The following is a 21,477-nucleotide window of genomic DNA, read 5'->3' on the forward strand; positions in this document are numbered from 1 at the left end:
CCGACCGGAACAGACGAGCAGATGATCGACGCCGGCTTCCGCCGGTCTCGTGGGCGCAAACCTTCGCCACCATGTCCTATGCCCCTGGGCGCACCTCATGACGGGCTACCGTCCTCGGGCTGATCCTGCCCGACGGGCGCAGACGTGCCGATGTCGTCGGCACGCAGATGCGGCCCGGTCTCGAACGCCGTCCGTCCGGCGGAAAGCTGGGCCGAGTCCGCGCGCCTGGTCCACGGCCGCAGACGGGCCATGATCGGCGGCGCCGAGCGCAGCAGCACCAGTCCGGTGCCGAACGGGAGGGTGCGGATCGCCTCGGGCGGCAGCACGGGTATCCGGCGTAGTGACCGCTGCACGGAGCGAGACCCGTCGTGACCGATGGTGAGTGAGTCCGTGGTCTCATCCTTCTCGCCCAGCAGTGCAGACAGGTCCCGCAGGTCCGATGCCGAGGAGGTGCCACCGAGGACGACCTTGACGATGGAGGAGTCCCAGATCGCGGCGGCGGATTCTGGTCCCCATTGGTCGCGTGCTTGTGCGAGTGATTGAAGACGGGGACGGTGGTGATGCCGGTGCCGCCGCCGTCGGCCATGAGGAAGCGCAGGGAGGGCAGTGGGGTGATGTTCCCGATCTCGTCCAGTGCGAGCAGCAGGGGCGGGTCCAGTCGCTGTCCGGGGGATCGGGCGGCCAGGCGGCGGGCTGTTTCGGTGAGGTCCTCGATCAGGGCTGCGACCAGGGCGCTGGAGGCGGAGGCTCCGGATCCGGTGGCGAGCAGGTACAGCGTGCCGCGCTCACGGAGGAATGTCTCGGGGTTGAACACTTCGTTCGGGTCGGGGCTGACGGCGGCCAGGACGGCGGGGTCGGCGAGGCAGGCCAGTGCCTGTCCGACGCCCATCCAGAGGCTGTCGCGGGTGCGCGGGTCACCGTTGATCATGCCGTCCAGCCCGTCGCCCCACCCGTGCGCCGCAGCCGGGTGGGCGCGCAAGATGGCGACGGCGTCCTGCGCGGCGGCGGGGGAGAGCGACCACAGGTACAGGTCCTTGGGCGTACGCCCGCCCAGGGCTGCGGCGTGGAGCATGGCCTGCAACGCGCCCCGGGTCGTGTTCTCCCAGAAGCCGCCGTTCTCCACGCCCCGCCCGCCCAGCCCCGTTTCCTTGGCCAGGCCCGCGGCGCGGACCATGGCCCTGCGGGGCGTCTCGCACCCGCGGATCGGCGACCAGCGCAACCCGGTCCCGACGTCGTCGGCGAGCCCTTGCGGATCGAACACCGCCACCGGCCCTGCCTGCTGGCGTGCCGCGATCGTCACGGCCAGGGTGTCGGGCCGGGTCGAGGTCGTCACGACGGCGCCGGGGGCGTCGAGGATCATGTTGATGACCAGGTGCAGGCCCTTGCCCGACCGTGGCGGGCCGAGGACCAGCATCGAGTCCTCGACCGATGCCCACAGCTGGCGCCCACGCGCGTGGCCCAGCAGGTAGCCGACGTCGGCCGGGGCCGCCTTGTCCAGGGACGGGCGTAGGGTCGTCGAGCGCTTCACCAGCGCGTGGCGGGATCCGGTGCGTGCGAGGTCCGACGACGACGCCAGCCCGGCTCGATGGTCTCGGCGGGCCGACGGCGTCCGCAACCAGGCCGCCATGCGCCACGCGAACCATGCCGCCGTCGCGGCGGCGGAGGCCATGACGACGACGGCGATCCAGTACACGAAGGGGTTCAGGTCGGGGTCTCCGAGCACTGTTCCGGGGTGGGCGGGGTCGGTCAGGACCTTCAGCCCGGTGGCGGGACCGCCGTCGGGCATGGGCCGGCCGGTGAGGAACGCGGCCACGTTCGCCGCGAGGCGCAGTACAGCCGACAGCGTCAGGAGAGCCGCCAGTGCCGCCAGGGCGAGGTTGGTCAGTTCGTTCCCGCCGGCGTGGGTGTTCGTCGTCATCGCAGATCACCTCGACAGGTCCGGGCCGCCGACATGCCGGCGAAAGCCGTGGTTCAGGTCGTCCAGCCCTGCCGACGGACCCGACGTCGGGCCGGAGGCGGCAGAGCCGTTGAGGGCGTCGCGGATTGCACGCAGGTTCAGCGGCTCGCGATCAGCCTGATTGACGTAGATCTCCCGGGAGTCCTCGCCGATCGCGACGACGTCCCCGACCATCGCCCGAAGCGCCGCGGGCAGCGTGAACCCGACAGATCCGTGCTCGTCGGCTGTCAGCCGCGTGACGATCACCGCGACGGCGACCTGCTCGCCCGGGGTATACCCGTCGGCGTCGAACCAGCCTGCTGACGGGCGCCCCAGACCGGTCGGCGTGCGGGGCGGAATTCCCGCGGGCGTCGGCGTAGGCGCGTGGCCCGTCGGCCGAGGAGTGAGGTAGGCGAGCCGGTCACGAGTGACGGTGTCAGAGAAGACCCGACCGCTGTCGTGCAACACGACCTGCAGGGATCTGCCCTGCTCGGTCAGGAGCTGGTCCAGAATCCACGGAACCTCCGACCGGCCCAGTTGTACCTCCGGTGCGCCGCCGCCCGGTCCCGGCGGGGTCCACAGATTCTCGTCAACCGTCACGGTGACATGCCCCTCGGCGTCGACGTCAATCACGACGTCCGCTGCGGCGCTCAACGTCCGATCCCGTCATTACGAGCGGGAGATGGGGCCTGTTTTGGAGGGAGTCTGCGACGTGTCAGTTCGTGACCCGACGCCGGAGCCTGCTGAGCTGGGGTCGGCGAGGCGGCCGGGGCCTTGCGGTCCGCGTCGTGGGCCGGGGCCGCCCGACCTGCAGAGCGGTCAAGCCCGGGCGGGACGCCGTCGGACACTTGCTGCGTGTCCAGGCCGTCGAGAATCTGCAACGCGATCGTCCGGACTCGCGGGGCGGTCTGATGGACCGCGGTGACCGGGTCGACCTCCTTCACGTCCGAGGCCCACGTCGAGACGTACGGGATGGTGTAGTCGGAGGAGTCGACGCCGTGGGCCGCCAGGACGAATGCTGCTACGAACTCGGCCTCGATCTCGGCGACCCCTCGGGGGGCGGGGACGTCAGGGCCGCCAGGTGCGTGCCCGTACGGGTGGCCGACCTTTCTTCTGGACCAATTGCGGTCGGCGATGTTCTCTTCGAGCGTGCGGGTGTCGGTGCGCATCGCGGGCCTCCCAGCGGGTCTCTGTGAGGAGGTGTGCGACCCGCGCCGGGGCGGGAGATTCCTTCATTGCGGCCGGCGGTGGGAGACTCTGGCCGCAGGCTGGCGTGGGAGGCGTAGGTGCGATCGAACTTCTTCTGGACCGCGAACCGGATGATCTGGGCCTGGGTCGTGGCCACGCTCGCCGGGATCGCGGTCCTGGTCATCGTGGCGGGCGCATTGAACGTGCTGCCGATCGTGGTGTTCGGCGTGTCCGTCCTCGTGGCGCCCGTGTCGTTGATCGTGCCGTTGAAGCGGATGTTGACCCGGCAGATCGACCAGGTCGTCGAGCACGCGTCGGTGCTGCGTCCTGGGGCGGTCGTGATTCCGGCGGCGGCTCTCGTGTGGACGCGGGCTGATCGCGAGGGGGTGGGACTGCAGATGGCTGGGAGGAACGCCTCGGGTGGGAGCCCGGTCGCGGTGACGGTCCTGGCCGACCGGGTCGAGGTGTGGAGTGGACGCGTCGAGCCGGAGCCTCGATGGTCGGTGTCGCGGGCGGATCTCATGGTGGTTGTGGACGAGGTTCGCGTGGGCATGTCGAACGTGTGGGACGTCGTGAGATTGGGTGACGGCCGGCATGATGTGCTGGTCTCGCCGCGGTACTCGCCCCGGCCGAACGAGGCGGGCAAGGACATCGATCGTGTCCTTGCCGAGTTGGGCCTGGACCCCTCTCGGGTCCGGCGTCCGGAGCCGATGCCGGCGGTCTCGCGCAAGACGGTGCGGCTGGTTCGGCCGTTCTATCTGCCGCTGGCCGGTGGCGGCGTCACTGATCTGCCCGATCGGTTGCGCAAGAGGCTGGTGCGGGCGGGCCGGAAGGTTACCGCGGTCCAGGTCCGTGACCTGCTCGCGGGCGGGTGGCGGGAGATGGTCGTCGGTGCCCACCTCGCGCTGGCTCTGCCCGCCGACGATGTTCGTGACGCCGTCCTGGCGGCGATGGCGAGGTCCCGGGGTGGGGATACGGGCCTGCCGTTGAGCGTGGTCGCCGTGCTCCTGGCCGGCCCGACGGCCGTCGAGGCTATGAATGGGCGACTCGACCCGCCGGCCGGGCGCCATCGTGACGACGACCTCCTGCAGATCGTGGCGGCCGCGGTCTCCCATGCCGGTGGCGCTCCTGGCCAGGCGCCACCGCCATGGGCGGTCGAAGCCTTCGAGGACATGCTCGCGGCCGCCCTGGATCTGCAGCGGGATTTCGCGAACGCACGAGCGTGACAGCCTGAGCCTGAACCTTGGCGATGGTGGGGCGGGGGTGCTCCCCATTCTCGGCTCCGAACGCTCCCCGAACTCACCTTCGTAGCCAGCAGCTCAGCGTGGCCGTCGCTCTACGGGCCGTCGATCAGCGGCTCGTGACCAGGAGAGGGCTGTAGCCGCGGTGCGGGGAGGATGCCCTGGCGCGTTCGTGACTCGTTGCGCACGCGCGTGGGGCGGGGCGCGGACTCCTCCTGCACGAGTCGGGTGAATGCCGGCCGGTTCCCCATCCTGGCCGGCGTGGGCTTGGGCGCCGACCGTCGCGCGAGGTCTTCCAACACGGCGGTGGCGTCCAGCAGATCCGGGGGCGTGCTGAAGTCGATCCGCTCCCAGACGGGGCGCGCCTTCCGGACGCCGCCCTGCGGGGTCGTGTCGATCACCTTGTGCCGGGACGCGACGTAGGCCGCAGTACGGGCGCCGGTGTGGATGATGCGAGCGATCTGCCGGTCGATGACGGTCAGGGCGCGCTGGATCTCGCGCACTTCGTCGCGGCTGGCGTCGTCGACGTCCTTGAGGATCTCGGCGGCCTGGCGCGAGGTCTCCAGCGCTTCGGCCGCCGGCCCGCCGAGCTTGCCGCTGACGTTCTTCGTGGCTCGGGTCAGCCGCCAGTAGGCGGCTGCCCGCTCGGTGAAGTAGTCCGGGATGCCTTGGCGACGGGTGACCGTGGCGTGCAGCGCGGCGGCGTGCGCGGAGATCTCGTACTGGACGCGCAGCAGCGCGCGCAAGGCTTGAGCGTGCGGGAGCTTGTCGAGCGTGAGCAGCGTGTCGTGCAGTGCGCGGAGCACTCCCGCCGCGCTGGGCGCGTACGACGACGGTCCGTGGTAGCGCCGGACACGACGGCCGCGGTTGTCGACGGCGAAGTCCTGCCGTTCCGAAACAAGGAACCGCGAGGCACGGATGGCAGCGTTGTACAAGCCGGCGTTGTACGTGGACCGCTCCGACGGATTCGTGCGCCGCTTGCTGTAGTCGCCCAGGTGGCGCCAACCGGGCACGAGGTCGTAGCGGTCGTCCAGGATGACCAGGGCGCGCGTCAGGTCCGCCGTGTCCTTCAGCACCGTGGCCCGCTCGGCCCGGGAAACACCCTCGAACGTCGCGGCCGGATCGACGAACTCACGCTCGATCACGACCGCGACGGCCGCGCGCCGCCACGCCTCGACCAGGGGCATGTCCGCCGCCGCACCCAGTTCCTCGGACGTGGGCCGCTCGCCGGGGGTGGCCTCCAGAGTCCTGGTTAGGCGTGACGCCAGCTGCCGTAGCTCGAACGGCGTCCGGGAACTCCTACCTCCCGTGGGGCCCACGAGCAGGCGAGCCGTGCTCTCGAGATGCCGCAGGACCTCATACTGGTACTTCTGCACCAGGTGGCTGAGTTCGGCCTGCTGCTCGGGCGTCTTCGTCGGCGGCGCGTTCTGCAGCGCCGGGTGCGCCGCGCCGAACCAGTAGCGGGCGACGCGGTAGTACAGCAGCTGGCCGAACGCCTCGCGAAGTTCGTGGGTGACCGAGCCGTAGCTCATCGCTCAGCCCGCCCCGGCCGAGGAAGCCGTTCGACCTCCCAGGCACGTTCCAGCGACGCGATCACCAGGCCGATCGCCAACCGGTCCACGTCGGCGTGCGCCGCTAGGTTGGTGAGCGCGTCGTGCGCGGCGCGATAGGTCGTCTGCCGGTCGGTCTCCTCGACGTCGTCGGCCGGCGGGAGTTCCATCGGGCCGAGCAGGGCATCGAGCTCCAGCTCAAGGTCCATGTACGCCAGCCGGGCCCCCAGATCCGGTGCGCCCTCGCACAGGGCACCGGTCCACGTACGGGCCCGCCCCCAGGCGGTCATCAGCTGTGCATTCATGCGACTGCTCCTTCCACGTCGTGTCTTGATCATTCGAGACTGGCCGACCAGCCCAGGCATCGGTGGGCGATGCGGGCAGGCCCTGTGGACATGGCGCGTCATTCACATGCCGCGGTCGACCTCACGTCCGACGACGGCCGTAGCGGCCGCCCGTCACCCCCTGCGTTTCGGACTTGATCCACGACGGCTGACGCGCCTACGTCATGTACGCAAGGTGCGGCCGGGCCGTCACCCGATGTCCGCCTCCAGCAACTCGCGGCGACTCGCCCCGACGCGTGCTCCCAGCGCTTCACATGTCTTGGGGTATGCGACCGTCGTAACGACCGATCTCCAGGGCACGAGCGATTTCAGCCGCCAGTGCCTCGCCAACGGCCGGTGCATGTCGCGTCGCCCACTGGGCCACGAGGTCGACGAACGCGACCAAGTCTGTCTCCACGCTCACGAGCTCGCGCCTCAGTTCCGCCTCGGTGCAGACGAGTGACTCGCTGGCCTCGTCGGTCTCGTCCTGGACGATCCGCACCAGACCGTCGGCACGATAGCCACTTGGAGAAGGGTCGTGCCCCGCGCTCCAGTTCGGAGCGCCGTCAAGGAAGTTGTAGACGGATTCCCGATCGTCGAGCCCGGCGCAGCATCCGACGTCGATCGTGACGCCTTGCTGGGGATCAGCGAACCGCAGCCCACCCTCGGTTTCGCGGACCTCGTCCTGCCGAGAGGGCGGAGCGAGCCCGGTCTCCAAGTAGCGGTCGATCGAAGCCTCCCGGTCGGCGTAGACGTCGTAGGTCCACTCCATCAGCGCGCGGATCGCAGAGCCGACCTCAACATCGGTCATCGCGCCGTGCAGTCGCATGTACGTCAGTTCCCGAATCCCGGACGTCGGCCACAATACGAAGTCCGTCTCGGCAGGAACCTCCAGCACCGCCTCTACCGTCAGCACCTGCGCCTCCCTCGTCGACCGCCTCGTACCCTCGCACAATCGACGACCTGACCCAACAGGTTTGTCTCCATTGCCGATCGGAGCACCTATGAACGTCTACGAGATGCCAGAGCGCGAGTTCTTCGAGCAGTTCGCCAAGCGGCCCGGCATGTGGGTCGGCCTTCCGACGTGGGACCGAGTCATCGGCTGGCTGCAAGGCTACGAAGCCCACGCCGCCCGCCACGGTGGCCCAGACTTCGACGGGTTCAGGGAATGGCTGCTCGAACGATCCGGCGGACGAGACTGAACCTCACGTGGTCAGGGATCGTGCGGCTCATCGCGTTCCCCGACCCGAATCTCCGGCAAGCCGAGGTCGGCGACCTCGACCAGGAGCACGCGCTGGGAATCCTGTTCGAGCTCCTGAACGAGTTCCTCGCCGAACGCGAGACCGCGAAGCCGACCAGCGATCAGGACGAGAACCGGTGAACTTCCCAGTTCCCGGAACTCACCGCACACTGAGCCGGTTGGTCAGCTCGACCCCGCGAGTTCGCGGCCGAACGGGCATCAGAATTGCTGAGCTCGCGGGAAACGCCTCATCCCATCCGCCCGTTCTCGAAAAGGTCGGCCTCGATGTCGTGGAGCTGGTGTTGCACGATCGCGGCGTCGTTGCGGATCTTCCATAATCCTTGCCCGAGGCCCAGGTGCGGCAGCCGTGCGGTCTCGGCCGCGGTGAGTCCCAGCGCGGTGGCGGTGGGGCCGAGTTGGTCGGTCTCCTGCCGGTAGATCACTCTCGTCTCGGCGTTCGCGAGCAGGGAGGTTGCCAGTGCTCGGGCGGCGGAGCCGGCGTCGCCGACGTTGTCGAGGTCGGTGAGCTTGTGGAAGACCAGTAGGTTGGCGATGCCGTAGTGCCTGGCCAGGCGCCAGTGCGCGTCCATCCGGCGCAGCAGCGCTGGGTGGGCCATCAGTCGCCATGCCTCGTCGTACACGACCCATCGTTGGCCGCCGTCGGGGTCGGCCAGGGCTGCTTCCATCCATGCCGCAGCGCAGGTCATCAGCACGCTCATCGCGGTGGTGTTCTCCGAGACGCGCGAGAGGTCCAGGGACAGCATGGGCAGGGTCGGGTCGAACTCGACGGTTGAGGGTCTGTCGAACATGCCTGCCAGGTCTCCGGAGACCAGGCGCCGCAGCGCGTGGGCGACGGGTCTGCCGTCCTCGGTCAGGCGCCCGTCGGGGTCGTCGGTGCGGTCCGGGGTCAGGAGTCGGTCGACGACGGCGGGCAGCACGGGAACGCCGTCGGAGGCGTGCACGGCTGCCGTGAGTGCGACGTCGATCGTGGTGTGCTCCACCGGTGACAGTGTCCGTCCGAGCGTGGTCTCGGCGAGCGCGCCGAGCAGGCTGCGCCGTCGGGCTCGGACCTGGACCGCCCATTCGTCGTCGGAGAGCCGCGAGGGTCGCGGGCCGGGATCGAGGGGGTTGAGCCGGGCAGTCAGCCCTGGACCGAGCTGGATCGCGTGGCCGCCGACCGCTTCGGCGATGAGGGTGTGTTCGCCTTTGGGGTCGCACGGGACGTACACGCGGCGTCCGAAGGCGAGGCTGCGCAGGTACAGGGATTTCGCGAGGGCGGACTTCCCGGCACCGACGATGCCGGCGACGACGACGTTCGGCGCGGTGATGCGACCTTGCTGGTACAGCACCCAGGGGTCGAACGTGAACGACGCTCCGGAGCCGGTGTCCTGGCCGACGAAAACGCCGTTCGTTCCGGTGCCTCCGCCGGCGAGGAAAGGGTAGGCCGCAGCCCAGGTAGCCGAGGTGTCCTGGTGTTTGGGCACCCGCAGCCCGATCGGTGAGCGCAGAGCTGCAGGTCCCCGCTCACCCTGACGCGGCAGGACGTGCGGCCGCTCGGGTGTGACTGTGGCAGGTGCCTGGGCGGCCGTCTGGGCTCGGAGGGCCTTGAGGGCTCGGCGGCGGCCGCGGCGCGTCCTGCGGGACTCGTGGGCCGGAGTGAGCAGCGCGGCGACGTGCGTTCGCTCGACGGCCTTCACAGGCCCGGCCCTTCGGCGGCGGCATGCCTGACGTCGGCGGTTCCGTAGAGGGCCGGCGGATCGTCGGTGAGCGCGGCGGGCGGGAGTGGAACGCGATCTCGCCGTGGTGGCGTGGTCGGGGTGGACAGCTGCCAGATGATCGCGGAGGTGGCGCCGAGCGCGCGGTCGAGCCGGGCATGTGCGCGGTCGATCGCGAAGATCGCGTCGCGCAAGTGCGCGTGTGCGGCTGCCGTCAGCTCCCGGCCCGTGGCAGGGGCGTGATCGATGCCCGTCGCTCGGGCGATGCTGCGGTGCTGGCATGCCTCGACCTGCTGGACGACCTGGTGCAGTGACCGCAGCACGGCAAGTACGTTCCCGAGGACGCCGTAGGTCTCGTCCGGGTACTCCGGGCGCTGCTGCGTCCCGTCATAGGGATCCTCGGGATGGTCGAACCGGATTGTGGCGTGGGCGAGCCTTCGAGCGGCCTCGTAGGCGTCGTCCGCTGCTGTGCGGTGGTCGCCGTGACCGGTCATGATCGTTGCCTCCTTCGTCGTCAGGTTGCTTTCAGAGCAGGTGTGAGCCGGCCGTCACAGGCCAGGGACCGATGTCGTCGCCTCGCCGATGGGTGCCGGTTCGGGGCCGACCTGATCGATGCGGCGCGCGTCGAGGATCCGTTCACAGCCCGAAACCGGTGGCGCGGTGGTTGGGACGTTCGGGCGGGCGCACGACGTCGGCAGCGGTCAGGCCCCGCTGGGTCGCGACGGCCGCGATCCGGCCCAGGGCACGATGGATCTGCCAGCCCAAGCCCTCACGGTCGATGGTCGGCGCGAGCATCGTGGGGTGCCCCTTGTTTCCGTGCACGAGAGTGCCCAGGACGTTGCCCGGGTGGCGCGCGTAGTACTCGTTGATGGTCGCCGCTTTGCCGTCCACAACGATGCCGACCGGAACCGTGAACGGATGTCCGGTGCGGCCTGCGCCGCGGGGGCGGCGGCGCAGCAGGACGACGTCGAGCGGTGGCGCGGGCTCTTCAGAATGTGCCGTAGTTGGTCGGAATGGCAGCCGCAGGGCGCCAACCATGTCGGCGTGCCGTGCCACCTGCCGGCGCAGGTCCGGGTCGGGGGCGTCCAGGAACATCTGGTGCACCAGATGGATGCTGCTCCCACCCCGACGGGTCAGAGCGACGCCTCGGCGGACGAAATCGGTGGCGTGCTCGGCGAAGACCCGATCCGCCCCCAGTGGGCACGTCCACTGCTTGAACGGCACACCCTGCAACACGACGTCCAGGCGCCCGCGCTGACCCCGCACCTCGACCAGGTCCCGGTCCTGGTGCTTGATCGCGAGCTCGGTGTGCGGGAACCGGGCTGGGATCGGGGCGACGAACGACATGAACGCCTTACTCTGAGCCGGATCCAAGGCACCCTGCCCGTCGCGGTGACGCAGGTGTGGTGGCAGCCCAGAGAGAATGTCGACCTTACCGCCACGCCCGCCCAGGACTCCGGACCGGTAACCCAGCGCGTGCAGCGCGGGCCACAGGCACGTGGCCAACTGCCAGACGTCCGCCATCCTGCGGTCGCGCTCTGTCGCGCCGCGAGACTCCCGGGGCTGATGCGGCTGCTGCGTGGCCACGACATCCGTCGTTCCGGTACCCGGCGTGGCCTCGGGCCGAGGACCGTCGGCGGCGCTCGCGGTGTGCTCCTGCGCGTTCATCGGTTCCTCCAACGTCGTGAGATTGTTCGACGTGCAGGTGTGCGCCCGCGGTCACAGGCCGGGAGAGTGGGACCGTCGGGTCGCCGACGGATGCCGGTTCGGGGGTTCTTCGGGGAGCCCCGTCGGCGTGTGAGGTGCGAGGCGGGCGGTGCGGTCGGGCCAGAACGCCGGTGGCTCGTCGGTCGGGTCGAAGCGGCGCAGCAGGTTCACGTGCCCCAGTCCTGCATTCCAGGTCAGGACGTAGTCGCCGTCCTCGATGCTGTGGCCGTCGACGGAGCCGGGCGGCTCGTCGTAGTAGTGGCCGTGGAACAACGCCGTGTCCCGCGTCTCGGTCCCGTAGTCGTACGCGGCGAGGCGTTCGGTTGCGGCTTCAACGCCTTGGGTGTCGATGAGATCGACGATCTGGTGCCCTTCGTCGTCCTGGAGGAACACGATGTCGTACCAGGTCGCGGGCGGCCACGAGGCAGGGCTACCGGGTGTTTCGGCGGCTGCGAGGAACGCGGCCTCCAGCTCGTCGTCGTCGGGCCCGAGATCCGGGTTCAGGCTGGCCTCGAGGACGGCGAGTTCGCTGAGGTTCATGTAGGCGGCCTCGTTGAGCCAGTCCGGGAAGAGGCCCAGGTTCTCCGACGGCGTGCTCGGGTTCCGCATGGTCCACGCATACGCCTCGCCCGCCGCCGAGAGGAACGCGACGAGGGAGCACATCGTCTCGTCCGGGTCGACCGGTGCTCCGACACCGGAGCGCAGGTCGGACCCGACCGCGACAGACACTTCCTCGCGGGTGCGTTCGTCGCCTTCGTCGCGGCTTCGTGTGGCGGTGTCGGTGACGCGGTAGGAGTAGCGATGCCGGGCGCCGCGGTCAGGCCACGGTTCGGGCTCACGGCCGAGGTACCACAGCTCGATCCGCAGCGTCCCGGCGGTCACGGTGCGCTCGGGCGGTCGGTCGACGGGATCACTCTCGTTTGGCGGGGTCGTAGTGCTCATGCTGGTCAGGTGCGTGAGAGCCGTCACGGTGCTGCGACGGCGCCCAGCGCCACGGCTTGCTGCCCCCACAACCGCCTGGTCTCACACCCCGCCTGAACGCCGGCCTGCTCGACGGCGGCGACATCGTGCTCCAACTCCTCAGCGCTACCGGCGGTGATCGTGAGGAACCCCGTGGCGCGCAGCACGCCGTGTCCCGCGGCAAGGTCTGCTTCCTGAGCAAGGACGTCGTCGAGCTCCGCGGCCTGGGTGGCATCCTCGATCTGGCCGACCTTCGCCCGCTGCGCGGCCTCGGTGATGTGGCCCGTCTTCTTGCGTCGCAGGTCGCGTGCCGCAGCGTCGGGGCGGACGGGTTGGTAGCGGATCGACAGGGTCCGCTGGATCCCGCTGGTCAGCAGGACCGGTGCCAGGAAGCCGGGATAGGTGGAGCTCTGCGGCCATTGCGCGATCCACAGGACCGCGTGCCAGGACGCGTCGGCATGTACCGCGCCCCATGACTCGGTCACAGCGAGGGGCCCCGCTGTCGCAAGGTCCTGTCCGGCGTACGGATTGTGCTCCAGGAGGGGGCCGGCTGTTGGGTCGTACGCCGTCCGGACCCGGACGGCGAGTCCGGCAGGATCTAGCGGGGCCGACGGCGTGAGGTCCGCTGCACGCAGCGCCGTCACGAGGGTCTGCGTCTCTTGCCGCAGCACGACAGCGGCTCCGGACATGCCGCCGCCTGCGGCACGGACCGCACGTGCGGCGGTACGCAGGTCGAGCGCGAGGGTGACTGTGGTCTCGTGGCGTTCGGCCGTGGGCCCGGCGCGCTCGATGAGTTCGCTGTAGACCTTCGCGGGCAGTCCGCTGTCGCCGGTTCCGTTGGCCTGCCACCAGTCGGTCAGGGAGGCGCCGGAGCCGGGCAGGGTTCGTTCGGTGATGGTGAGGGCGGCTATCTGTCCGGAGCGGCAGATGGTTGCCAGGACCCGGCCCCATCCCGTCACGCGTCGGGCCTGGTCGGCGTCGTCGAGGAGGGTGAACCCGGTCGAGGTGACGGGCACGGTGACGCTGAGCGTCGCGGCGTGCGGGTCGTGCACGAGCGCGGCACCGGTGGAAGGGTCGATGACGAGCCGCAGCGCTGCGGTCCGTCCGGGTAGAGCGAGGGTTCCGGCGGGCCGGGGGCGGTCGAGCCGCGCCCGGAACTCAAGTTGACCGGTGGCGGTCCGCCACGCCCAGGCGCACACGATGGGCAGCCAGTCGACGACGGGGCGGCCCGCGACCGGGAGGAGTGCCACCACCGCCCCGAGCACTGCGAGCGGCAGTGCGGCCACGATCGCGGTGCCGCGCAGGTACAGGGCGAGGATCAGCGGCACCAGCCCGGCACCGAGCGCGGCCAGCTGTGCCGCTGTCAGCCCGAGGAGAAGCCCGCGCTTGGGCAGGCGGGAGAACTTCACCGGCGTGAGGGGACTGTCCGAGGCGGTGCTGGTCATCGCCGGTCACCGCCCTTGCCCAGCACATTCGGAACGTTACGCAGAGGCGGAGCCTTCGGCGGACCTGCCGGCGCAGACGCCTTCCGCCTTGCACCGTTCCAGGCCGACCCGGAGGTGCCGGTGCCGGTGCCAGTGCCAGTGGTCGAGGCGCCCGTTGCCTGCTGTCCAGCCGCAGATCCCACCGCTCTGCCGGCTCGAGGCCCCGCAGCAGCCGCACTCTTGGCTGCCTGCGCCCCGAGCATCACCGGGATCGCGACACCCGCGGTCGCAGCCCCGGCGCCAGCGGCGACGGCAGCCTTGCCCACAGCCGCCTTCCCACCGGCGGACGAGCCCGCAGACGCCACCTTCGTCGTCGCCGATGCTCCGGCCCCGCCGCCTGCGCCGCCTCGCGCGCTCGCCCCCTTCCCGGCGTCGGGTCCCAGAACCTTCTGCACGTTCCGTGTGGCGATCCCTCCCGCGACCGCCGATCCGGTCGAGACAGGCATCGGCCGGTTGAGCGCGGCCTTCGCCTCCTGCTCGATGGACATGGCGTGGTACATGTCGAACCCCATGAACGCGATGGCCTTGTACGTGATGTACGGGGCGAAGCCGGCCACGAGCAGCAGTGCGACACCGGCGAGCTTGTCCGCCAGTCCGGCCAGGTCCCCGGACACGGGCGACGCGGTAAGCGTCGTCGCGAGCAGGAACACCACGACCATGACGAGCTTGGACAGGATCAGCGCGACGACGAACTGCGCCCACCGGGCCACCCAGCCGCGAGTCGCGTCCCAGGACGCTCCGGCCAGCGCGAGCGGCGCGAGGGCCACGGCGACGAGCAGCAGCGCCTTGCGCATCAGCAGCGAGAACCACACGATCAGAGCCGCCGCCACGGCGAGCCCGGCGACGAACAGCGAGAGCAGCGCCCCCGCCAGAGGCGTGGCGATCGAGCCGACCAGGGAGACAGACCCGACGAGCACGAGCTCTTCCCCCATCGCCTCCATCGACGTTCCCGAAGCATGGACGAGCGCGAGACAGATCTGGTCGGTGATCTCCAGGAGCAGTGCGGTCAGGGTGACGACGACGAACGATCCGAGCACGCTCTTGGCCAGCCCGCCGATCGCTCGCGCGAGCGCTCCGGGTTCGCGGCGGAGCATCCCGGTGATCAGCTGGAGCAGGAAGAACGCCAGCATGAGGACGACGGCGATGCCGAACACGAGGTCGTAGACCTGCGTGAACTCGCCCGTGCTCAGATCCACCATGGTGGTGGAATCCATCAGCATCCACAGGGCCCGGACCAGGAAGGACGCCACGCCTCCGAGACCCTGGGCGAGCTGATCGATCAGGTCGAGCGCCGCCGAGCCGGCCTGGGTGGCGACTTGCTCGGCTGCCGCCTGGCAGACGGGCGCGGTGATGGGATCGGTGCAGAGCATGGGTCACACCGTCTGCCCGATGGCCCAGAAGAAGTTCACCGCGGCTACCGCGGCTCCACAGATGATCGCCGCGCCCAGCGCGACGAGCACGCCGGTCTTGCCGCGCCCGGCCAGCTGCGGGTTCGAGGAGTTCGCGCCGAGCGCCCAGACGATCGCCGAGACGATGACGCCGAGGACGGCGCAGATGAGACCGACGGTCATCAGCGCGCCGACGATGCTCTGCAGCGCGGTGATGCCGGGCAGGCCCTCGGTGTTGGGGTCGATGTCGATCATGATCGATTCCTTCCTAGAGTCGAGATCCGAGGTCGAGGAGCCAGCCGCCCCACGCGAGCGCAGCTCCGGTCAGAGCGGCGCCGGTCAAGGCGACGAGGACTCCGGTGCGGGCCTTGGCCACGGTCTGCCAGGACCCGGTCGAGGCCGCGACTGCCCACGCGGTCGCCGAACCGACCAGCACGGCCACGGCCGTCAGGAGCGCGAAAGTGAGCAGGGCGCCGACGACGTCGCTGAGCGGGGTGCCCGCGACGGCGGAGAAATCCGGGGCGACGGGGTTCACGATGGGTCTCCCGTCACACAGGCCGCAGGAGCGGCCTTCTTGAGCTGGCCCGCGGCGTGCGTGCGGAGCCATGCCTCGGGTTCTTCAGGGTTGTAGAAACCCTGTGGATGTGTCTCGAAGTGAAGATGTGGGCCTGTCGCGGCACCGGTCGCGCCGACCGAGGCGAGTTGCTGACCCGCGGTGACCGGGTCGCCGTCGGACACGAGGAGGGACCCGTCAAGCAGGTGTGCATAGGCCGTCGAGACCGGTCCGTCGTCGAGCTGGTGGTCCAGGACGAGCAGGTTCCCGGAGCGGGGATTCCACGAGACCTCACGGACGACGCCGTCGGCGGCGGCGAGCACGGCGGTACCGGCCGGTGCGGCGTAGTCGACTCCGGCGTGCAGGAGCCTGGTGCCGTAGACCGGATGGAACCGGTAGCCGAAGCCCGAGGTGCGTGTCCAAGAGCGGGATGGGAGCGGGAACACGACCTCGGTTCCCGCCGCGGGCTGTCGGACGGCGTTCTCGGCCGTCGGGAGATTCGTGCCCGGCTCCGTGGCGTGTGCGGCGGAGCCGGGTGTCGTGAGCGCGTCGAGGATCGTCTCGGCGACGGGTTCGTAGGCGGCGTAGCGGTCGGGGTACGCGGAGACCTCAACCGACTGCGCGGCGACTCCCTTCGGTAGCGAGTCCCATCCGGGCACGTCGAGGAGCCCTCGGGGGGACCCGTGGTTGGGTCCGTCGGGGCCGCCGAAGAATGCCTTGGCCTGGTACTCCGGGTCCATGAGCTCGGCGACCGATCCCCAGCCGGCGGCGGGTCGCATCTGGAGCAGCCCGAGGCTGTCGTGGTCGGAGCCGTTCCCGTCGTTCGGGTAGTTCGCCGAGTCCGGGTATGCGCCGGTGTTGGCGAGCATTCGCAGCCGCGACTCGGTCAGCGCGGCCATGAGCGCGACGATCACGCCATCTCGGCCGATGCCGTCGGTCGCGGCACCGACTCGCGCGATCGTGGCCGCATGGGAGAGCTGGGTGCGGTCGAGACGCATCGAGACGCCGTCGGCCGTCGTCGCCGTCAACGACGCGGGAACGTTCGACACCGACGGCCCGCACACGCCGGGTCGTGCTGCAGCCGAGATGATCGTGAGGACGAGCAGGGCGACGGTCGGCCCGAGGAGCAGGACCGGGGAGGCGAGGAACGGCAGCAGCTTGCGCATTGTCCGTCCTCATTCCAGGACCTTGCCGGGCGCACCGAGGCGCGCGAGCCAGCAGTCGTCGCCGTCCGGCGGGCAGACCACGAACACCGTGAACGTCACGCGGTCGGACCAGGACTCGGGCCGATCGGCGACGACGCCATCGCGATGCCGTACGCCCGAAACCGTGACGGCCGTCGTCCCCGGCGCGAGATCCGGGACCTGCCCGGCCGCGACCGCGCGCCTCCAGGCGGCCGGCACCTCGGCCGACGTCACCTCGAGACGCTGGCGGGTCTGGTACTCGCGCAGCCGAGCCCACCACGCCTCGTCGGGAAGCCACACGGACAGATCGGCAAGTAGCCCGGGGGAGTGCTCTCCCGACGGGTCAGCGATCTGCAGCACGGCCGCCATCACGGCGGACCTTGTGGCCATCGTCGAGTCCCAGTCGAAGAGGGCCGACGACGCGCTCCGCGCGAAAACGATCAGGTCGGACGTCGCACCCGGGCCGTCACCTGACTGATCGGTGTCGGACGAGCCCGCCTCCACCGAACCGATGCCGGACGGGCTCGTCAAGGAGGGTTGCGCCGACGGCGCGACATCCTGGTGGCCGTCGAAGCCACGCAGCAGGAGAACCGTCAGCACCACGACCGCGGCCAGGGCCGCGCCGATGATGCGCCAGTGCCTGCGGAGCTGGGCGGCGCTCATGACCGTGCCCCAAGCGGGACGACCTGCGCGAGCCCGCCTTCAGCTGCATCGTCCGGGCGCTCAGCGCCGCGTGCCGGCTGATCGCCAGCGCCGTCCGGACGCTCAGCGTCCTGCGTCGGCTCGTCACCATCGGCGGCACCGGTCGGCGCGATGATTGCGCCCTCCTCCTCGCCTCCCGTGGCGTCGTCGGCATGCGCCGTGGCAGCCTCTTGTCGCGCCTGGCGCATCGCCTCGACCATCTCGGCGAGCCGACGCTGAACGTCGCAGAGCGTGTCCCAGTCCTTCACCGGCAACGCCGGACCGAGAACGAGCGGATCGTGCTCGTAGAGCAGCCGCGCGATCCCTTCCCAGGTCGTCGCCCAGACCCGCAGCGCGTACAGCGAGACCCGCGGAGCGGGTTCCGAATCATGCGTGCTGGCCGCGCTGTCGGGAGCGTCGTCGTCCTGATCGGGCACAAACCCCAGCGCTGCCTGCACTCGTTCCCAATCGGGCGCGACCTGCCCGCCGTCCTCGATCCGCAGCACAGCCTCGGCGGCGAGCTCGCGGACGTCGTCGGGCAGCGACGGGTCGACGGAGTAGTCCATGAGCGTCCCGATTCGCTCCATCGCCTGCCACGACTTCTTCCCCGTGGCCAGCAGCGCCGCCCGGTCGCGAGTCGAGAGCGTCTCGCTCGTTTCGTCCGGCGATGTTGAATCAACAGAACCCGGGATGTTCGAATCACCCGATTTGGCGGCCATGGCGTCGTCGTCGGAGCTGTTCGTTGTCTCGGATGCCTCTGCCCCGAACTGCGTGGCCGCTTGGCGCTGCTTCGCCTCCTGGCTCAGGACCTCCTTGAACTCCCGGTAGAGCGCCGCCTGTTCGACCTTCGTGTAGGCCTGGCGCAGGACGTTCTCGTCGTGCTCGGCCAGCAGCCGGGCCGCGTCGTCGGACAGCCCGGAACGCACCCAGGCGCGCACCTGCGTCCAACCCAGCAGCTTGACGGCCTCCAGCCGCCGCCACCCGCACACCAGCACCCGGCCGGGAGTGATCGTGATCGGCTGGAGCAGCCCGAGCTGCTCGATCGACGAGGCCAGCGCCTCCAGGTCGCCGACATCCTTGCGATGCCGGACCCCGACACTGATCGCATCGACGGCGACGTCCAGCCCGCCGACCACCTCCGTCGCCTCAGCCATGGCGCACCTCCGAGCTGGGTGCCGGGGCCGTCAACGCGAGCGCAGCCATGAGGCGCGAGTCATCGAGCAGGTGGACCGGCCGAGCACCGCACATCGCACGCCGAATCAGGCCGTCCTGGGCGGCCGACCCGAGCAGCACGCGGCACAGTCGGGTCCAGGTGGAGTGGTCGACGTCGAGCAGGTGCAGCGGGCTCAAGTCGCGCCGCAACGAGTCGAACGCCGCGGCCGGGCTGCCGGACTCACGCAGCCGCTGGCAGACGTACTCGAGCGCTACTCGTGCGTCGTCGGGCGGCCAGCCGGCCCACGACAACAAGGTCCGGACCGTGATCAGACCGATCCGTACGTCGCGGTCGGTGATGGACTCGCGGATCGAGGCCATGTCCGACGGCGACCGCGGCGTGTCCACTGTTGGTTCGCCCGGCGGCTGCTGGGCGACCTGCTCGACGACGACGGGGATCGAACCGTCCTCGGCCAGATCGCTGAACCGCTCGACATCGTGGTCACCAGAGCTCATGAGCCGGCGCGCGTGGTCGACGGAGCACAGCAGCCGGTCGGCACGGTCAGCGGCCTGCATAGTGCGCTGGACCGCACGGGTCACGACACCCCACGGGTCCTCGGCATCGAGGGTGGAGGGCAGACGCAGCACGTCGAACGCCGCAGCCATGGCGTCGGCCGGATCCTGCCCGTGACGACGGGCCAGGAGAGCGAACTTGCGCTCGCAGTACTCCAGCAGCGCAGGGACCTCCGGGTGGGACCAGCCGTCGCTGTCCGAGGTGAAGACCTTGACGAGCAGGCGTCGTAAGCCGTGCGAGCTGGCGAAGGACGGCAGCGCCTGCGCGGTGTCCGTGAACGGGGCGTGGCTCGTGCTCATGACCGACCCGGCCCTTCGCGACCGGCGGCCCGGTGAGGTGACGGCGTTGACGGCGGCGTTCCGAGAGCGCGCAGCTTGCGCACCCCGCGAGCGTGAAGGCCACGAGCCCAGCGCACGAGGCGGGCCTCCAGGTCCACGCCCTGCATCAGACGCTCGGCGACCATCGGGTCGTGGTGCAGATCCGCCGGCCGCGTCCACCGCAGACGCCGCGTGTTCGACGTGGCGTCCTGGGCGGGGTCGTCGCGCCGGGACGGGTCGCCGTGAACGGCGAACGGGTTCGGGCCATCCGGGACGGATGCCTTCGCGATGCCCGTACGGGATACGGGAGTGTGCTGCTGGTCGTTCATGAGATCACCGCCGTTGGATGCTCCGGACGGCGACCGCCGCCCGGCACTGTGGAGTGGGGCGGCCGGCCGGTGGCCGACGATGCGACACGCGGGGACGCGTGCCGGAACGCGGAACGAATCGCGGACTCCGCGACCCGCGCGGAGACACCGACCTGCAAGGCGGCATTCCCCAACGTCATGAGGGTTGTGTCCAGGTCGCACCCCGCCTCGACGGCGCGGCACGCCGCCCAGAACAGGCGCCGCTTACGCCCGTCCTCCGGATGCGCGGCGATCCACGCCGCCAGCCGCTCCGGGTCCGCGCTGCCCGCGGTCACCGCTGGGAAGCGCGCCGCCCGCTGAGCCCAGGCCGGGTCGAGGAACGTCCGCAGGGCCGTGCCGTCGACCGGCGAGGCGGGCCGGTCGGCGAGGACCGTGAGCCGGTAGTCGCCGGCGCTCCCGTCCTCGTACACGACGTGCGACGGCGGGACGACGACGTAGCCACCGTCCGACCGGAAGTCGACGTGAGCGCGCTCGCACGTCCAGCAACTCTGCTCACTGGCGTTCGGGTAGTACGCGTGCAGTCCGTCCGACGGCGTGCGCACCACCAAGGCCCATCCGGACGTCAGCCCGCGGGCGAGCGACGCATCGAAGGCAGGACGGCCCGAAGCGCCGTCGTGCAGATCGACATCGACGACATCCCAGCCCGAGACAGCACCGGTCGGCATCGCGACATTCGCGTCAGGCCACCGCCGCCACCATCCCTCCACGACCGCAAGATCGGCCGACGCGCTCCTGAAGCCGCCCCGGATCCGCGGGCGCTTCGTACCCGGCGCGCACGGGAAGATGGGGACGCCAGCACGCACCAGGAGCCGCGCCGACTCCAGGCGCGACGGCGCGCCGAACGCCGCGACCACGGCGCGTGTCCGGCGGTCGAGTTCGGCAGGCTGGCGGATGTCCATGCCCGCCACGCTGACACCGACAACCGGCCGAAATCGCATGCGGAGAACCGCGCCGGAGAAGCGTGCGGGTGGTTTCGGAGCAGGTCAGAACCGCCCCGGCGCGCTCGGGTCTGAACGTTGACCTGTCCATCAGGAGGAGGCTCCTGAACACGTGACATGCCGTTACAGCGAATCTCGTAGGTGATCGGCGGTTAGCCTCCTGCGTCGACGCGGGGCGTAGCGGATCCTGTCGGGAGTGACACCAGTGGGCAGCGTGCTGATCCTCTCCGTGATCGTGTGAACGGCAGCCGTGCGTCGCGCCGGCTGGCGGGCGAAGGCCGGCAAACCGCCATACAGTCGTCAGGGAGTCGCGGTCACGAGTGTCCCGCTGCCCAGCACAGCCGTCCGGGATCGCCGCCTGCTTGGGAGGGACCTTGTCATCGTCAGCACAGATCCGGCAGAAGATTGCCGACGTCGTACAGAAGCGCTCGAAGGTTGATCAGGACATCAGCGCCGCGGAGACGAAGAAGGCGGCAAAGGAGGCCGAGGCCAGCGAGAAGGAGACGCGTGCCTCCAAGACATCCAGTGCCGTGACGGCCAAGAACTACCTGCGTCAGGCTGACTCTGCCCGAAAGGCCGCTGTCGCGGAGGGCAAGAAGATTGCCGCAGCGGCCAAGAAGCGCGCCGATCTCAGCAAGGGGGAGGCCCGTCTCAACAAGGAACTCACCGCAGCGCTCACCCGAGAAGCAGCAGCTGACAAGCGGGCGGCCGACAAGGACCGGCGAGCGCGCGAGGACGCAGAGCGCAAGCGCGAGGCGCAACGCCGCGCGGACGAACGACAGCGTCAGCAGGAGCAAGTGCGCGCCGAGCAGCAACGGCGGGCAGACCGGGCCGAAACTCGCGCTCGCATTGATCAGGCCGAGGTGCATCTCGCGGACCTGATCGCCGCGCTGAGTGAGAGCGTTATTCACGGGCGTGGGGCGGCCCATGAGGGTTCCGGCGTCTGACCCGCGTCGTTGCTGGTCAGAGTCAAGATCG

General features: G+C 70.3%; 23 protein-coding genes and 1 pseudogene. 4 read left to right on the forward strand and 20 right to left on the reverse strand.

The window, feature by feature from the left end:
- Positions 1 to 95: 95 nt before the first annotated feature.
- The 3 genes and pseudogenes from EDD34_RS10260 to EDD34_RS10270 form a co-directional block, all read right to left on the reverse strand.
- Positions 96 to 1,918 (reverse strand): annotated as a pseudogene (locus EDD34_RS10260) (type IV secretory system conjugative DNA transfer family protein).
- A gap of 6 nt (positions 1,919 to 1,924) precedes the next feature.
- Positions 1,925 to 2,590, reverse strand: a complete 666-nt coding sequence (locus EDD34_RS10265; RefSeq protein WP_123814468.1) for a hypothetical protein — start codon at positions 2,588 to 2,590, stop codon at positions 1,925 to 1,927.
- A complete protein-coding gene (locus tag EDD34_RS10270; protein ID WP_123814469.1) occupies positions 2,587 to 3,105 on the reverse strand; it encodes a prolipoprotein diacylglyceryl transferase in 519 nt (172 codons plus the stop codon). The genes EDD34_RS10265 and EDD34_RS10270 overlap by 4 nt, the downstream gene beginning before the upstream one ends.
- 117 nt (positions 3,106 to 3,222) lie before the next feature.
- Here EDD34_RS10270 and EDD34_RS10275 point away from each other — a divergent pair, with 117 nt between their 5' ends.
- Complete coding sequence (locus EDD34_RS10275) at positions 3,223 to 4,350, forward strand: hypothetical protein (RefSeq protein WP_123814470.1); 1,128 nt, start codon at positions 3,223 to 3,225, stop codon at positions 4,348 to 4,350.
- A gap of 110 nt (positions 4,351 to 4,460) precedes the next feature.
- On the opposite strand, the gene EDD34_RS10280 is transcribed toward EDD34_RS10275, so the two are convergent.
- From EDD34_RS10280 to EDD34_RS10290, 3 genes are all read right to left on the reverse strand, one after another.
- Positions 4,461 to 5,897 (reverse strand): hypothetical protein, encoded by a 1,437-nt coding sequence (locus EDD34_RS10280; protein WP_123814471.1) that lies wholly within the window; start codon positions 5,895 to 5,897, stop codon positions 4,461 to 4,463.
- Positions 5,894 to 6,220, reverse strand: coding sequence for a hypothetical protein (locus EDD34_RS10285; protein WP_123814472.1), 327 nt, complete (start codon positions 6,218 to 6,220; stop codon positions 5,894 to 5,896). Before EDD34_RS10285 ends, EDD34_RS10280 begins: the two co-directional genes overlap by 4 nt.
- A 289-nt stretch (positions 6,221 to 6,509) precedes the next feature.
- Positions 6,510 to 7,154 carry a hypothetical protein gene (locus tag EDD34_RS10290; RefSeq protein WP_123814473.1) on the reverse strand — a complete coding sequence of 215 codons (645 nt, stop codon included), beginning with the start codon at positions 7,152 to 7,154 and terminating at the stop codon, positions 6,510 to 6,512.
- A gap of 88 nt (positions 7,155 to 7,242) precedes the next feature.
- On the opposite strand from EDD34_RS10290, the gene EDD34_RS10295 reads away from it, so the two are divergent.
- Entirely contained in the window at positions 7,243 to 7,440 is a 198-nt protein-coding gene (locus EDD34_RS10295) for a hypothetical protein (protein WP_123814474.1), read from the forward strand.
- Complete coding sequence (locus EDD34_RS10300; RefSeq protein WP_123814475.1) at positions 7,407 to 7,619, forward strand: hypothetical protein; 213 nt, start codon at positions 7,407 to 7,409, stop codon at positions 7,617 to 7,619. The genes EDD34_RS10295 and EDD34_RS10300 overlap by 34 nt, the downstream gene beginning before the upstream one ends.
- Positions 7,620 to 7,726: 107 nt before the next feature.
- Here EDD34_RS10300 and EDD34_RS10305 read toward each other — a convergent pair whose 3' ends face one another.
- The 14 genes from EDD34_RS10305 to EDD34_RS10370 all read right to left on the reverse strand — a co-directional run bounded on the left by EDD34_RS10305 (position 7,727) and on the right by EDD34_RS10370 (position 20,460).
- Positions 7,727 to 9,175 (reverse strand): ATP-binding protein, encoded by a 1,449-nt coding sequence (locus EDD34_RS10305; protein ID WP_123814476.1) that lies wholly within the window; start codon positions 9,173 to 9,175, stop codon positions 7,727 to 7,729.
- On the reverse strand, positions 9,172 to 9,687 hold the full coding sequence (locus tag EDD34_RS10310) for a hypothetical protein (protein WP_123814477.1): 516 nt from the start codon (positions 9,685 to 9,687) through the stop codon (positions 9,172 to 9,174). Before EDD34_RS10310 ends, EDD34_RS10305 begins: the two co-directional genes overlap by 4 nt.
- A 142-nt stretch (positions 9,688 to 9,829) precedes the next feature.
- On the reverse strand, positions 9,830 to 10,861 hold the full coding sequence (locus EDD34_RS10315; RefSeq protein ID WP_123814478.1) for a hypothetical protein: 1,032 nt from the start codon (positions 10,859 to 10,861) through the stop codon (positions 9,830 to 9,832).
- Between the two features lie 51 nt (positions 10,862 to 10,912).
- Positions 10,913 to 11,842 carry a hypothetical protein gene (locus EDD34_RS10320; RefSeq protein WP_123814479.1) on the reverse strand — a complete coding sequence of 310 codons (930 nt, stop codon included), beginning with the start codon at positions 11,840 to 11,842 and terminating at the stop codon, positions 10,913 to 10,915.
- A gap of 23 nt (positions 11,843 to 11,865) precedes the next feature.
- Positions 11,866 to 13,305, reverse strand: a complete 1,440-nt coding sequence (locus EDD34_RS10325) for an SCO6880 family protein (RefSeq protein WP_123814480.1) — start codon at positions 13,303 to 13,305, stop codon at positions 11,866 to 11,868.
- Positions 13,302 to 14,714, reverse strand: coding sequence for a TrbL/VirB6 family protein (locus EDD34_RS10330; RefSeq protein WP_123814481.1), 1,413 nt, complete (start codon positions 14,712 to 14,714; stop codon positions 13,302 to 13,304). Before EDD34_RS10330 ends, EDD34_RS10325 begins: the two co-directional genes overlap by 4 nt.
- Before the next feature lie 3 nt (positions 14,715 to 14,717).
- On the reverse strand, positions 14,718 to 14,987 hold the full coding sequence (locus EDD34_RS10335; protein ID WP_123814482.1) for a DUF6112 family protein: 270 nt from the start codon (positions 14,985 to 14,987) through the stop codon (positions 14,718 to 14,720).
- 13 nt (positions 14,988 to 15,000) lie between these two features.
- A complete protein-coding gene (locus tag EDD34_RS10340; RefSeq protein WP_123814483.1) occupies positions 15,001 to 15,267 on the reverse strand; it encodes a DUF6112 family protein in 267 nt (88 codons plus the stop codon).
- A complete protein-coding gene (locus EDD34_RS10345; protein ID WP_123814484.1) occupies positions 15,264 to 16,451 on the reverse strand; it encodes a M23 family metallopeptidase in 1,188 nt (395 codons plus the stop codon). Before EDD34_RS10345 ends, EDD34_RS10340 begins: the two co-directional genes overlap by 4 nt.
- Before the next feature lie 9 nt (positions 16,452 to 16,460).
- On the reverse strand, positions 16,461 to 17,132 hold the full coding sequence (locus EDD34_RS10350; protein ID WP_123814485.1) for a cell wall protein: 672 nt from the start codon (positions 17,130 to 17,132) through the stop codon (positions 16,461 to 16,463).
- Positions 17,129 to 18,286, reverse strand: a complete 1,158-nt coding sequence (locus EDD34_RS10355) for a ParB N-terminal domain-containing protein (RefSeq protein ID WP_170177031.1) — start codon at positions 18,284 to 18,286, stop codon at positions 17,129 to 17,131. Before EDD34_RS10355 ends, EDD34_RS10350 begins: the two co-directional genes overlap by 4 nt.
- A gap of 10 nt (positions 18,287 to 18,296) precedes the next feature.
- On the reverse strand, positions 18,297 to 19,175 hold the full coding sequence (locus EDD34_RS10360) for a hypothetical protein (protein WP_123814487.1): 879 nt from the start codon (positions 19,173 to 19,175) through the stop codon (positions 18,297 to 18,299).
- Positions 19,172 to 19,522 (reverse strand): hypothetical protein, encoded by a 351-nt coding sequence (locus EDD34_RS10365; RefSeq protein ID WP_123814488.1) that lies wholly within the window; start codon positions 19,520 to 19,522, stop codon positions 19,172 to 19,174. Before EDD34_RS10365 ends, EDD34_RS10360 begins: the two co-directional genes overlap by 4 nt.
- Entirely contained in the window at positions 19,519 to 20,460 is a 942-nt protein-coding gene (locus EDD34_RS10370) for a bifunctional DNA primase/polymerase (RefSeq protein WP_170177032.1), read from the reverse strand. Before EDD34_RS10370 ends, EDD34_RS10365 begins: the two co-directional genes overlap by 4 nt.
- 413 nt (positions 20,461 to 20,873) lie before the next feature.
- Between EDD34_RS10370 and EDD34_RS10375 the strand changes: the two genes are divergently transcribed.
- Entirely contained in the window at positions 20,874 to 21,446 is a 573-nt protein-coding gene (locus EDD34_RS10375; protein ID WP_123814490.1) for a hypothetical protein, read from the forward strand.
- Positions 21,447 to 21,477: the final 31 nt, after the last annotated feature.

The sequence above is a fragment of the Myceligenerans xiligouense genome (assembly GCF_003814695.1).
Classification (GTDB): Bacteria; Actinomycetota; Actinomycetes; order Actinomycetales; family Cellulomonadaceae; genus Myceligenerans; species Myceligenerans xiligouense.